This window comes from Pseudomonas bubulae (assembly GCF_037023725.1).
Taxonomy (GTDB): domain Bacteria; phylum Pseudomonadota; class Gammaproteobacteria; order Pseudomonadales; family Pseudomonadaceae; genus Aquipseudomonas; species Aquipseudomonas bubulae.
Window position 1 is genome coordinate 3,579,725 of the sequence record NZ_CP146077.1, and the last position, 13,040, is coordinate 3,592,764.

At 57.3% G+C, this 13,040-nt stretch carries 14 protein-coding genes; 6 read left to right on the forward strand and 8 right to left on the reverse strand.

The annotated features are described in order from the left end of the window. Positions 1-78: 78 nt before the first annotated feature. A complete protein-coding gene (locus V6L81_RS16335; protein WP_338660158.1) occupies positions 79-1,668 on the reverse strand; it encodes a tannase/feruloyl esterase family alpha/beta hydrolase in 1,590 nt (529 codons plus the stop codon). A 177-nt stretch (positions 1,669-1,845) separates the two neighbouring features. Then, a complete protein-coding gene (locus tag V6L81_RS16340; protein WP_095000039.1) occupies positions 1,846-2,508 on the reverse strand; it encodes a TetR/AcrR family transcriptional regulator in 663 nt (220 codons plus the stop codon). Positions 2,509-2,721: 213 nt separating this feature from the next. On the opposite strand from V6L81_RS16340, the gene V6L81_RS16345 reads away from it, so the two are divergent. The 3 genes from V6L81_RS16345 (at position 2,722) to V6L81_RS16355 (ending at position 5,617) form a co-directional block, all read left to right on the forward strand. Beyond that, positions 2,722-3,561 carry a TauD/TfdA family dioxygenase gene (locus V6L81_RS16345; RefSeq protein WP_095000038.1) on the forward strand — a complete coding sequence of 280 codons (840 nt, stop codon included), beginning with the start codon at positions 2,722-2,724 and terminating at the stop codon, positions 3,559-3,561. A gap of 51 nt (positions 3,562-3,612) precedes the next feature. After that, positions 3,613-4,383: a class II aldolase/adducin family protein gene (locus V6L81_RS16350; protein ID WP_095021136.1), complete on the forward strand. Its 771-nt coding sequence runs from the start codon at positions 3,613-3,615 to the stop codon at positions 4,381-4,383. 130 nt (positions 4,384-4,513) lie between these two features. Further along, positions 4,514-5,617 carry an alkene reductase gene (locus tag V6L81_RS16355; protein WP_338660159.1) on the forward strand — a complete coding sequence of 368 codons (1,104 nt, stop codon included), beginning with the start codon at positions 4,514-4,516 and terminating at the stop codon, positions 5,615-5,617. Between the two features lie 48 nt (positions 5,618-5,665). On the opposite strand, the gene V6L81_RS16360 is transcribed toward V6L81_RS16355, so the two are convergent. The 3 genes from V6L81_RS16360 to V6L81_RS16370 all read right to left on the reverse strand — a co-directional run bounded on the left by V6L81_RS16360 (position 5,666) and on the right by V6L81_RS16370 (position 8,280). After that, a complete protein-coding gene (locus V6L81_RS16360; protein ID WP_153326635.1) occupies positions 5,666-6,613 on the reverse strand; it encodes a LysR family transcriptional regulator in 948 nt (315 codons plus the stop codon). Positions 6,614-6,774: 161 nt separating this feature from the next. Next, positions 6,775-7,218, reverse strand: a complete 444-nt coding sequence (locus V6L81_RS16365) for a nuclear transport factor 2 family protein (RefSeq protein ID WP_095000034.1) — start codon at positions 7,216-7,218, stop codon at positions 6,775-6,777. Positions 7,219-7,386: 168 nt separating this feature from the next. Next, the gene (locus V6L81_RS16370) at positions 7,387-8,280 is read right to left on the reverse strand and encodes a LysR family transcriptional regulator (protein WP_095018463.1); all 894 of its coding nucleotides are present in this window, start codon (positions 8,278-8,280) and stop codon (positions 7,387-7,389) included. A 109-nt stretch (positions 8,281-8,389) separates the two neighbouring features. Here V6L81_RS16370 and V6L81_RS16375 point away from each other — a divergent pair, with 109 nt between their 5' ends. The 3 genes from V6L81_RS16375 to V6L81_RS16385 are packed head-to-tail and all read left to right on the forward strand — an operon-like array spanning position 8,390 to position 10,713. After that, on the forward strand, positions 8,390-9,049 hold the full coding sequence (locus tag V6L81_RS16375) for an ankyrin repeat domain-containing protein (RefSeq protein ID WP_095000032.1): 660 nt from the start codon (positions 8,390-8,392) through the stop codon (positions 9,047-9,049). 19 nt (positions 9,050-9,068) lie between these two features. After that, on the forward strand, positions 9,069-9,530 hold the full coding sequence (locus tag V6L81_RS16380; protein ID WP_095021140.1) for a nucleoside deaminase: 462 nt from the start codon (positions 9,069-9,071) through the stop codon (positions 9,528-9,530). Next, a complete protein-coding gene (locus V6L81_RS16385) occupies positions 9,517-10,713 on the forward strand; it encodes a CynX/NimT family MFS transporter (protein ID WP_095018460.1) in 1,197 nt (398 codons plus the stop codon). The genes V6L81_RS16380 and V6L81_RS16385 overlap by 14 nt, the downstream gene beginning before the upstream one ends. On the opposite strand, the gene V6L81_RS24240 is transcribed toward V6L81_RS16385, so the two are convergent. The 3 genes from V6L81_RS24240 to V6L81_RS16395 form a co-directional block, all read right to left on the reverse strand. Further along, positions 10,645-10,809, reverse strand: coding sequence for a colicin E5-related ribonuclease (locus V6L81_RS24240; protein ID WP_404824627.1), 165 nt, complete (start codon positions 10,807-10,809; stop codon positions 10,645-10,647). The genes V6L81_RS16385 and V6L81_RS24240 overlap by 69 nt on opposite strands. A 507-nt stretch (positions 10,810-11,316) precedes the next feature. Beyond that, positions 11,317-11,787, reverse strand: coding sequence for a hypothetical protein (locus V6L81_RS16390; RefSeq protein WP_095024599.1), 471 nt, complete (start codon positions 11,785-11,787; stop codon positions 11,317-11,319). 893 nt (positions 11,788-12,680) lie between these two features. Next, positions 12,681-13,040, reverse strand: a complete 360-nt coding sequence (locus tag V6L81_RS16395; RefSeq protein ID WP_338660160.1) for a hypothetical protein — start codon at positions 13,038-13,040, stop codon at positions 12,681-12,683.

The window sequence follows — 13,040 nt, forward strand, 5'->3', positions numbered from 1 at the left end:
CCAGCGCAATAGCGCCGGCGCAAGGTACACAAAGGCCTGCATGAGACTTCTCATGCAGGCCTTTGTTTTTTTGCACCACTATTGCGTTACTTCGACACAGGCATAACTGTCGGCATTGTCGATATCGCCCTTGCCCGCGTAACGGGCGGCCTGCGGCCAGGCACATAGCGGGCGGGTGCGCACAACCTTGCCGTCTTCGATTTTCGAAGCGACGATGCGCTGCGGTGCTACGCCGTGCTCCACCCAATTGTCGATAATAGCCAACTTGTCAAAGGTGTCGCAGCCCGCACCGCCGTAACAATGGCCCATGCCCGGGACCAGAAACAGCCGGGCCGAAGCCCGGGCCGCCTTGCCCGAATCGCGCAGCAGTGACTGGTAGTAGTCGATCAGCTCCTGGCCGTTATGAAAATCGTTCCAGCCCACATAAAGCAGTAGCTTTGCCCCCCGGTCGAAAAATGCCGTGAGGTTGGAGTCAACGTGCAACAAGGGCCCGAGCCTGTTCACAGCCTCATTCACGGTCTTGTCCCAGTCCATGGTCGTCCAGTCCCAGTCCGGATCCTGGAAAGCCGCGTACTTGAACAGGTCCAGGGCCACCGGGAACGCTTGGCCATCGACAAAATCACCGAGCAGGTTTTCATTGCCCTTGGCCACGCCAGGAAAGATCACTTCCCCGGTACGCGGGTTGATCGGCCCTCGATAGAGCTGCTGCATCAGCTCTACCTGCCCCGCCGTCAGGCAGTCGGCTGTCTCGGTGCCTTTGCACTGCAATTGTTCTGGCTCAAAATCGCAATGCTGCGGGTCGTCGATAAACCCCTGCTTGAGGCCAATGGGCGTGGCGCAGGCCTTGAGCGCCGCCTTGCTGACCATCTCGAGCTTGGCCTTGGTCATGTTCACATCGCGGTGGCGACCGAGCAACCAGCCGGGCCAGAGCTGGGCGGCATTGAACTTGACCAGCGGGTTGGGCGGCGCACCGGCGACGATACCATCGTAGTCATCGGGAAAGCGCCTGGCTTCGATCAGACCTTCAAGGCCGCCCAGCGAACAGCCTATCCAGTACGCCCGGCTGGCCGGTTTTCCGTAGTAGGCCTTGATCAGTTTCTTGGCATGTACTGTCATCAAGTGGTCGGCGCGCCAGGCATAATCGATCAGTTTTTCCGGGTGGCCCAGGGCGAACTGCCCGCCCTTGCCTTCTTCAGTACTGCTGTCGTGTCCGGTATCGGTCGCTGCCGTGGCGTAGCCCTGCTCAAGCCCGGCGCGCATGGCCGGGTACATCATCGCTCCGCCCCAGCCAAAACTGCCGACACCCAGTAACTTGCCGTTCCAGCCATTGAGCGGCAACCAGACTTCGATCTTGATATCTGAATCGCTGCTGGGCCTGAGTGTGGCAGCAACCCTGCAAAAGGCCGGGTTGGGCCCGACTGCGGGGCGCCCTGCCGGGTTCATGCCGGAGAAACTCGCCAGCCGGGTCAGCGGATTTTCCGGCATTTGGTACTGCCCGGGGGCAATGGCCTCGGCCACGGTGATGGTCGCATCGGGCAAGGCCCTGGCGGCCAAGGCGCTGCAGGTGTCTTCGGCATGGGCTTGCGCTGCCATAGCCAGGGTCAGCAAGCTGACGGCTGCGTACCGGAGAAACGGGCGTAGTGCTGAACATGGGTGATTAATTTGCATATCCCTGCCTTCGGATCACGCTCAAGAACAGACGCTGCGCGGTGGGTGCACTACCACGACCTTAGTTGCAGGATAAAGAAGGTCAAGGTGCAACTGGCTGTTTCAAGCTGACTGATGATCCGTGTAGCGCCCGCAACTGCTCGGCGTGCGAAGCCGCACAGCGGGCCGACCTCCAGATCACTCCCGCGTGCAAGGCCGCAGGCACCCCATGGCCATGGCCACCAGGCTATCGAGCAGCGCCCTGGATTCAAGCTGGTCCGGCATGTCTTCCAGTACCGAGCGGATAACACTGCGCAGCCCCTGCCCGAGCAGGTAAGCGGCCATGGCCGGGTGTTGCGTGGATATTTCATCCTCATACAACTGCAGCAGGGGCAACCAGGTCGCTTCGATAAATTCCCCGGTGGTGGTATATGGCCCGCGCCACATGCCCAGGTGCAAGGCCGAGTGATAGCGCAAATGAAACACCTTGTTCAGCCTGAACAAGCGTGTTTCGACGCGAATGATGTTGGCCAGAATTTGTTCCAGCGCCGACTTCAGGGGCACGCCAATCAACTTTTCCCGCACCTTCAGCAGCTGCTCGGACTCTTCGTCGAGCACACGCTCGTACAGCAAAGCCACGATGGCGTCCTTGCTGGGAAAATACTGGTAGATCGAGCCGACCGCGACACCAGATACCTCGGCGATGCGGGCGACCGTCAGCGCCGCCTCTCCTGCTTCATCCAGAATCTGCAGGCAGGCTTGCTCAACAGCATCGACCAGTGCCCGTGAGCGGGATTGCACCGGCCGCTTGCGCAGCGCAGGCATCAGACCCTTTGTATTGTCATCGGCTGGCTTGCTCATGGGAACCCGAGCGGAGTATTTACTGCTGTTCTTAATTTCAGATATTTTCCTTTTATATCAGTAGGTTAAACACACAATCAGATGCCCGCAGAATGCGAATATCTCAACCCTGATGACGTCAGTATGATCTTTGGAGACGCTCGGACATCGTCCAAACGTGTAGTGATACGCCCTCTATAAGATCGGATATTTCAGCCTGCCGGGAGATTGCCCATGCCTTCACCACTCACCCTCCAGCCCCTTGGCCCACACCTGGGCGCCGAAGTGCTTGACCTGGATCCTGCCACTGTTTTTCAGCCGCAAACCCTGGCGGCACTGGAAGCTGCGCTGGTCAAACATGAAGCCCTGGTACTGCACGCCCCATGGCTACAGCCAGAACAACACCTGGCCATTGCACGATATTTCGGCGAGCCCGAAGTTCACACGTTCTATCCCAACCTGGGCGCAGGCTTTGAACAGATCACCGTGATCGACTCCAGGCTGGGTGACCGGGCGGATATGTGGCACCACGACGAGAGCTTCCTGCCCGACCCGCCGATTGTCACCATGACCCACGCCCAGATCCTTCCCCCCTGTGGCGGCGATACATGCTGGATCAGCATGACCACGGCCTATGACAGCCTGTCCGGGCGTATGCAGCACTACCTCGACGGGCTCAGCGCCTGGCACGACATGAACGGGCCCATGACGGCAGCGCTGCGCCAGAGCGTCGTCAGCCATGAGCGCTATGCCGAGGTCGTGCAGATGAACCGCCGCCACCTGCACCCGCTGGTGATCCAGCACCCCGTGTCCGGTCGCAAAGCCCTGTATCTGAGCCCGACCTACACCACCCATATCGACGGCTTGGCCCCCTCTGAAAGCGACGCGATCCTGGACTATCTGCACGCGCACTGCCAGCACGTGCAATTCGGGTTTCGCCATCGCTGGCGTGTCGGTGACATGGTGCTCTGGGACAACCGAAGCGTGCTGCACAACGCCATTCTGGACTACCAACCCCATCAACGGCGCATGCAGCGCACCTCGGTATTCGCCCGCGAACCCTTGCAGGCGTGAGTTCTGAAGGAACAATCACGGATCACAACCGCTGCAGAGGAGCACACCTGAATGATGAACGATGAACTTAATCACGACCTCCTGGCCCGCTACATTCCCAGGCCAGGCCGGTATGCACTGTTGCCCGAACTGACTGCGCACCAACGCGTGGCGCTGCTGTGCCGGGTGCTGTATCGAGAGGGTTATAACGACCATATTGCCGGTCATGTCACCGTCAAGCAGGACGATGGCACCTATTTGGCCAACCCCTGGGAGCTCACCTGGGGCGAAGTAACCGCCTCGGACATCCTGCGCCTCGACCAGACCGGCAAGGTCATCGAAGGCGAATGGAACATCACCCCGGCGATCAACCTGCATATGGATTTACATGCCGCGCGCCATGATGTTGAGGTGGTCATCCATAACCACCCGCGCTGGGCAGGCGTCTGGTCAGCCGCGGGGCGCATCCCGCCGGTTTACGACCAGACCTCCGCCCTGGTTGATAGCGACCCGGTGCTCTACGACGAATATCGCGGTACCGTCGAGGACACCGTCCTCGGCCGCGCCGTAGTGACGGCACTGGGGGCCCAGAAATGGGCCATGCTCGCCAACCACGGCGTGCTAGTGGTCGCCAATGGCATTCGCCAGGCCCATTTGCGCGCGATCACACTGGAGTGGCGCAGCCGCCTGGCCTGGCATGTCGAGGCACTCGGTGGCGGCGCGCCGCTTCCTGCCCATGTCGCCCTCGCCACGGGAGAGCGTACCGATGCCAACGGTTTCCCGTTTCTGTGGGAAGCCATGGCACGGGAAGAAATCCGCCGCGACCCGACTGTTCTGGAGTAATTAACCCCGCAAATTATGGAATTCAACTCCGCAATGTTTGGAATCCAGGACCGATTATCCGGGATCAATATCACCGTATATTGGCCCGGACTGGCGCCACGCAGCGCCCCACACCGGAGGTCCCTGCCCTATGAGTATTCTGTTTTCTCCATACACCTTGTCGGGAATGGAGCTGAACAATCGTGTCGTGATGGCGCCCATGACCCGTGCCCGCGCCTTGAACGATATTCCTGACGAGTTGACGGTTCTTTACTACCGCCAGCGTGCAAGCGCCGGCCTGATCATCAGCGAAGGTGTGCCGGTTTCCATCCAGGGCCGCGGCTATCTGTTCAACCCCGGCCTTTATAATCAGGAACAAGTGGAAGGCTGGAAGCACGTCACCCGGGCCGTGCATGAGGACGGCGGCAAGATCTTCGCCCAGCTCTGGCATGTCGGCCGGGTATCCCACACCACGCTGCAACCGGACGGCGGTGCGCCGGTGTCATCCAGCAACAAGGTGGCGGCCAACTCAATGACCTATGCCTATGACGAGCACGGTCAACCGGGCCCGATCCAGGCCAGCCAGCCGCGCGCGCTGTCGACCGAAGAAGTCGGAGCGATCAAAAATGACTTTGTTCAGGCTGCCCGCCGGGCTATCGAGGCGGGGTTTGACGGGGTCGAAATTCATGGCGCCAACGGCTACCTGTTCGAGCAGTTTATCAATCCGTGTGTAAACGATCGTACCGACCGTTATGGCGACTCAATCGAAAACCGCATTCGCCTGCTGCTGGAAACCATTGATGCGGTTGCCGACGCCATTGGGCGTGGCAAGGTTGGCGTGCGTATCTCGCCGTTTGGCCGCCTGTTCGACATGGCGCCGTTTGATGACGAAGCCCAGACCTGGGTCGCGGTGGCTCACGCCATTCATCAACGCGACATTGCCTACGTGCACTTGAGCGATCAATTAACCATTGGCGCCGAGCGCATGCCCGAAGGCTTTGCGCAGACTTTTCGCGAGTCGTATCAAGGCACACTGATTGCCGCTGGCGGCTTTGATCGCGAGTCGGCGCAAGCCGCACTGGAATCAGGCGCCCTGGACCTGGTCGCGTTTGGGCGGCCTTTTATTGCCAACCCGGATCTGGTGGAGCGGATGAAAAATAACTGGCCGATTGCAACCCCGGACCGCGCCACGTTCTACGGCAACAGCGGCGAAAAAGGCTATGTCGATTACCCCTTCCACTCGCCGAACCTGTAACGGTATTCAGCTGCAGCGCTTCACGTCATGGAGCTTGAGGCGCTGCATTCATGAACCCTGGGGGTTGGGCACGCCCTGATCCGGGCGAAAAATCCCGGCATCGCGTCGGGCCAGTGCCAGCAGTTCATCGACGACCATTCTGATCTTGGGCTGTATGTAGCGCGTGCGTGGCCAGATCACGTGAATAGGCATCTCGGCACCGGCATATTGCTCAAGTACGGGCACCAGCAACCCCTGCTGGATAGGCGTCTGCACCAGCCAGGTGGGCAGTTGGGCCAGGCCGCCCCCGGCCAGTGTCATGTCCAGCAACATTTCACCGTCTCCCATCTCATGCTTGACCCGCACGTCGTGCTCGTTGGTCTGCCCCTTTTCATCCACCAGCATCCAGCTTTTGCGAGTGCCGTTGCGCCAGCCGACAATGCAGTCATGCTGCAGGAGATCAGCCGGTGCCTGGGGCGTGCCATGCCTGTGCAGGTATTCGCGGGTCGCGCAAATCAACAGGCTCTGGCTGCCCAGCCTGCGGGCCACTATTTCAGCGTCATCTTTCAATGAACCGATTCGGACCACAAGATCGATGCCCTCATTGACGATATCCACCAGCCGCTCACTGAAGCTGATGGAGAGATCGAGCTGCTGGTATCGCACCGCCATATCGATCAAGGTCGGCAAAATATGTCGGCGACCAAAGGCCGCCGGCAGATCGATCCGCAACCGACCGACAGGTTCCTGTTGGCCGGTGGTCAAAAAGCCCTGGGTCTCGGCCAGTTCATCCATTACCCGCAGGCAGCTGGCCAGATAGGCCTCACCCTCGCTGGTGAGGTTCAGGCGCCGGGTGGTGCGATGCAAAAGCTTGACGCCAAGGCGCGCCTCCAGGCGAGTCACGCTCTTGCCAACGGCGGAACTGGTCACGCCAAGCTCCAGGGCTGCCGCTGTAAAGCTCAGTGACTGGGCCGCAGACACAAACTCACGAATACCGTCAAATGGGTTGCCCGTCATTGTGGCGTCCAAGGCTAAAGTTTAAGGATCTGCAGCTGAACAATAGCAAAGCCATGCAGTAATAGAGGGGTAAAACCCCGGGACTTACCTTCTGCGCAAACAAAAATGCGCCCTGGATATAGGCGCATCGTTCATGCTCAATCCTCGGAGCCGGCCCTGGATCAGGCTGCACGCTCAGGCCAGACCACTTCAAGGCGGGTATGGGTGATACGCCACTCGCCATCGATACGCCGGTACGTGTCGGCGTACAGCCCGAGCAACAGCAGCGGGTTCGGATCGGGCTTGGATGCGGTCTCGAAATCAATCAGGTAGCAACGCCCTTGCGCGGTATCGGGCCCGGTCAACTTGATCCAGTGGTTGGCGATCGCATGCAGAAACGGATAACTGCCCTGGTGGTCGCGATCGAAGAGTTTGAAGGCATCATTGAGGCCACTGCGGATGGCATCTATACCCGTCATTTTGCCGACCGTAACCTCCACCACCGCATCTGCCGAGAACACTTCGTCAAGGGCGTCGATAGTGTTGCTGTCCAGGTGATGTGCATAGAGGGTTCTGAGATTGCGAATCTCTTCGCGATCAAGCAACGCTTTGAGTTTGGTATCCATAACCTGTGACCTCTGTAGTAACTGGCTTGCCTGTGAAGGCGCTGGGCTGCTCAGGACAATCAGCTCCTGACCTGTAAAACCTCTACTTTAGTCATGTTCCAGCACAAGATAATCACCCACAAATTCCAAACATTCTGGAATCACAGGATCAAATTGTTTCACTCTCACTCAACTGGCCGCGTTTTGAAGGGCTCGTTCACCAGCCTGCTCATCGTTAGCAAGCGTCTGGCACAGATCCAGCAGCTGGCATTGCAGCAATTTGCCCGCATGGCTCAGAGCGTTTTGCCCATACAACGCCAGAAATACCCCCTGGATATCCGGCAGGCCGCTGCCGGCATCAATCACCCTGTGTTCCGGGCTGATCACCCGCAACGGCAACAAGCTGATACCCAGGCCCGCCGCCACGGCGGCACAGACACTGGCCAGACTTGCGCTGGAGTAGTTGATGCGCCAGCGCCATCCCCCCACTTCAAGGTGATGGAGCATTTCATTGCGGTACAAACCGCCCACCGGAAACGCCACCAGCGGCAAGGGCTCGCGCCCCAGTGCGGGCGCTGAACGGCTGTCGACCCAACACATGGGTTCGGGCCAGCAAGCCAGGCAATCATCGCCCTGCCCCATCTGCTTGACCAATAACAGGTCGAATTCATTCTGGCGATAAAGCCGCATCAGTTCAGGCCCCAACCCGCTGGTGACTTCCAGGCGCACTCCCGGGTGCTCCAGGCCGAACCGCGAAAGGATCGGCATCAAGCGCTCGGCAGCAAAGTCTTCAGGCACGCCGAGGCGCAACACCCCCTCACTGGCCTGGTTGAACAGCACATCGCGGGCTTCCTGATCAAGCGCCAGAATGCGCCGCGCATAGGCCAGCAGGCGCTCACCTTCAGGGGTGGCAATCACCCGGCGCTGTTCGCGGTCGAGCAGCTTGCAGCCAAGGCTGTCCTCCAGACGGCGGATCTGCTGGCTGACCGTCGACTGGGTGAGATGCAGACGCTGCGCCGCCCGGGTGAAATTGGCGCAGTCCACCACCGCGACAAAACTGCGTAACAGTATGGGATCAAGCATCCGCCTCACCATTCACATTGCCACTTAAAGGCATGGCTATATTTAATTTCAGAATACCTGCTGCGCTGACCATACTGGCTTTTCACGGGATGTAAAAGAGGGCTCACCCATGGGCAGCCTGACACGCAAATGCGGCCTGCTGACGGTCGCGCTGTTGATAATGGGAGCGGTGATGGCAAGCGACAAGACACTCCTCAATGCCGTCAGCGACGGCGAACTGGACAGGGTCCAGCAACTGATCAGTGAAGGCACGGACCTCAACGTACAGGCGCTGGATGGCAGCAGCGCGCTGCTGCTGGCAACCCGATCGAACCAGATCGAAATCGCCCGGGCCTTGATCCAGGCTGGGGCCGACGTCAACCAGAAGAACCTGATGCGTGACAGCCCCTATCTGTTGGCAGGCGCCAGTGGGCGTAACGAAATCCTGCAAATGACCCTGGCTCACGGTGCCGATCTGCAGAGTACCAACCGCTATGGCGGCACCGCCCTGATCCCGGCATGCGAGCGCGGACATGTTGAAACGGTACGCCTGCTGATCGCAGCAGGGGTTGATCTGAACCATGTCAATCGCCTGGGCTGGACCTGCCTGATGGAAGCCATCGTGCTCTCCGACGGCGGCCCGGCGCATCAGCAGATCATCACCCAGCTGATCAATGCCGGTGCCGACCTGAACCTGCCGGACAGCGACGGCCACACCCCCCTGCAACAAGCGCAGCAGCGCGGCCAGGGCGTGACCGCACAATTGCTGCGTGATGCCGGCGCGCACTGAATCACACCCTGGAGTTGTTATGCATAGCGATGAGTTTTACCTGCAACGCGCCGTGGCCCTGGCCGCCAGCAACGTTGCCGGCGGTGGCCGGCCTTTTGCTGCGCTACTGGTCAAAGACGACCAGGTGATCGTTGAGGCCGTCAACACCCTCCATATCAGCCAGGATCCGACTGCACACGCAGAACTCTTGGCCATACGGGCTGCCAGCCAGCAACTGGGCCCGCGCCTGGAGGGTTGCGTGATCTATGCCAGTGGCCAGCCTTGCCCCATGTGCCTGAGTGCCATGCACCTGTGTGGCGTAACCCGAGTGGTGTATGCCGCCAGCAACCAGCAAGGGGAACCCTTCGGGCTGTCTACGGCAGCGATTTATCAGCAACTGGCGCTGCCGTTGAGCGAACAGAAACTGGCGATACAACACATACCCCAACCGGCCATGGTCGAGATCTATAGTGACTGGAAAGCCTGCCATGAGCCTGGATAAACACCCTGCGCGGGTGTTCGCCAATTGGGCATTGCTGGTGGTGCTGGGGCTTAACCTGCGTCCGCTGCTCAGCTCCATCAGCCCGCTGTTGCTTGAGATACGTCATGACACGGGCATGAGTTTCCAGAGCAGTGCCTGGCTGACCAGCCTGCCAGTGATCTGCATGGGTCTGGTGGCCTTGCTCGGCGTACGCCTGCAGGCCGGTCTGGGCGAGCGCCGTGGCGTGGCCCTGGGCTTGTCGATGATCCTGGGCGCTTGCCTGTGGCGCTTGTCTGCCGATCAGGCAGAAACCCTGATGGCCACGGCCTTGTTGGGCGGTGCCGGGGTTGCGCTGATCCAGGTGCTGGTTCCGGCGCTGATCAAGCGCCAGTTTGCGCAGCGGGTTGCGCTGGCTTTAGGGGTGTACTCCGCCTCCCTTATGGCCGGCGGCGGCCTGGCTGCACTCGTCAGCCCGCTGGTGGCCGGCCATTTTGGCCATTGGCAGGCCGGACTGGGGATTTGGCTTGCGCCTGCTCTGGTCGCACTGGTGCTGTGGGGCTTATTGCCCTTTGCCAGCGGTGCCCGAACCGCGGGCGAGCCAGCCATGCGCCCGTGGCGCAACCGGCGCGCATGGTTACTGGCGCTGTACTTCGGCCTGGTGAACTGTGGCTATATGAGCATGGTGGCGTGGTTGCCCGCCTACTATTTGCAGATGGGCTGGAGTGCAGCACAAAGCGGCTCGCTTCTGGCGTTCATGACCATTTTTCAGGTACTGGCTGCGCTGGTGATGCCTGCGCTGGCCCACCGCAGCACGGACAGGCGCCCGCTCTTGGCGGTCAGCCTGGGAGCGCAGGCACTGGGCTATAGCGGACTGGTCATGTGGCCGCTGGAATCGCCGTATGTGTGGGTGGCCTTGATTGGTTTTGGCCTGGGTGCCTGTTTCGCCCTGAGCCTGATCCTGACCCTGGACCATTGCCGCAAACCCAGCGAAGCCGCTCAGCTTGCAGGGTTCGTGCAAGGCGCGGGATTTCTTGTCAATGCGGTATCGCCATGGCTGACGGGCTGGCTTCGCGAACTCACGGGGAGTTTTGTTACTGCCTGGTGGGTTCTGGTTGTGGCGGTTGTTGCAATGCTGCTACTGACGCGGATTTTCAGCCCGCAGAGTAATATACGCTGTGGCGGAATCATTCAAGCAGCTGCCTGAAATGCAATCAAAACGAGGATCTGTCGTCACAATAGTTTTTGCTGGATTTACAATTACAGACTGGGTAGCATTTTCCGTCCATCCTCGCTTACCCATTTGACCGGCAATTTATTGACTCGATTGCTATAGATATTCCTTTTGCACCCTCTTAACTATAACTATTTTAAGTTTTTCAACTGCCTGATTCAACAGAAACATAAATTCTTCAAGCTCAAAACTCCAAGTCCCGTCTTGAGCAGACGGTTATATTTCTATCTCAACTGATCTTCCAGGCTCGTGGGATACTTCAGCTAGTTGATCAGCGTCCATCCAGATTTCGAATACTAAATTTTCTCGATCTGGAGGGCTGCTCATCAAAGAGGATAGATGTGTCATGGCTTCGGTGGTTCCAGCAGACCAATAAATCCCCCACTCGCATCGTAGCGAAGCCCCCTTCCGTCGGGAGCAACTACATCTATAGCTTTCCCAAACCTCCCGGAGTCTTTGTAGGTTACGGTCGACGCGGGATTACTCAGAATATCATCAGCTATTTTTTGACCTTGAGCATTGATTTCGGAAGGACTGCCTTTGACGCTAGCAAGGATACATGCCTCTTTGCCCCCATCAACTCACAGAGATAAGGCTCAGCCCCTCACTGATCACTATTTCCTCTGGGATCTCATCATAGATAAAAAGCTCATCTCCTAAGTTTAAAATGGATAGGCAAAAACCGTTATCAAACGAAAGAGCAACGCCCACCACTATGTCTTCTGCTAAGGACTGCACAAGTGATGCTGACACCAACCTCCTTCCTACAACATCGGAGAAATAAAGCTCACCAGAGATACAAAAAATATCTTGCCTACCGTATTCACCTAAATCGCAGTTTGAAATCGGACTCAAAGAAAAACAGAGAGACGCACCATCAGGCCCTCCATAGAGCCTCCCAAACTCAGACTGTTCGAATAGAAGGCCAACCTCTTGAGGGGCAGAATCCCTCTCGAAACAGAAAACATGGAATAGAGCATTTACTGACAGTAATTTCTTCCCGAGCACTGTTAACAGCCAGGTAATCATAAGCTCAGGAGAGTTCATTACCTGACGCCCTCCTTCAATGCACTCTGTACAGATGGATTCAGAGCTACCCCATCCTTCAGTATAGTAACGAACGTTCCATCAGGCTTGGTAACAACCACATCATTACCCTTAACTCTGAAAAACACATCACCTCGTGCGCCATTTACACCTTGCCCAGCAAAAGTCCCGGGGATTACCTTTTCAGGATTACCTCCAACGTCATAAATTTTATCGAGTACCATTTTACGATCTCTTGGGCTAGCCGCGTTGCCGCCAAAATCCTCAACGTGCTTACCGGGTTTTGCACCAACTAAACTATCAGTTTATGCAGTGAAATTTTACTATCTGAAAATTTAACCACACCTTTTGTAACTGACAGACACTCATCAGACTCAGTCACGCTAAGACCGCAGCCTCCGAAACCCAAATAAACGCCAACACGGACTTCGCCTACATCACTTATCCTATACTCATATACCGGCAATAATTTCAACCCCGGGTATTTATCGACCCCACTTAGTGACTTGATTGGATACGCAAACTCATCATTTATCTCAGACAGCTTCAGCAATTCCAGATCTGAATCCAGCTTTAAAAAACTTTGACACTCCCTCGCTAACTGTTAATGAGACCCAGCCTGAATCACACAACTTAAAAAATATCAAGAACTCACAAAACAGATCACCAACCATAAAAAATGAGCGGACTCTGACATCGTGCAACACCTCATTGATCAGCACCGTCTTTATGCCCTCCACACCAAGCATGCTTTGTTAGCGCTCTAGCAGCTTTAGTCAAGCCTTCTTTGTTGATAGGTTCACCCGTCGTAGCGATCAGTACGTTACTAGTGCGTCCACCGAAATTCTGGAGAGCAATTGCCGATCCTTTTGCACCAAAAAAATCTTATAGCATTAAGTATTACCTAAATAAACGGGCCCGTCCGAGAACTCCATCAGCCAAGGCTCAGTTGATAACGAACAAAATGCATTCAAGATGCGGCCATCAGACAATTTGAAAAATGGATCGATTGGCTGAGAATCAATAAGCCAACCCACCTCAATAATAGACAAACCTAAAAGATCAGAAACATGGTCAAGGGCGTCGTCATCCCAACAACCGAAAAGCAGTTCCCGCCCCTTAGAAACGCGCCACGCACTCTCAGTCCGAAAGCTCCAGTCCGCCGAAAAAAGCATCAAAGTATCGCCATCCCAAAATACTCTTTCAATTTTAATAGGCAACAAAAGAGCCACGGCTTGCAACAATTCACTCAT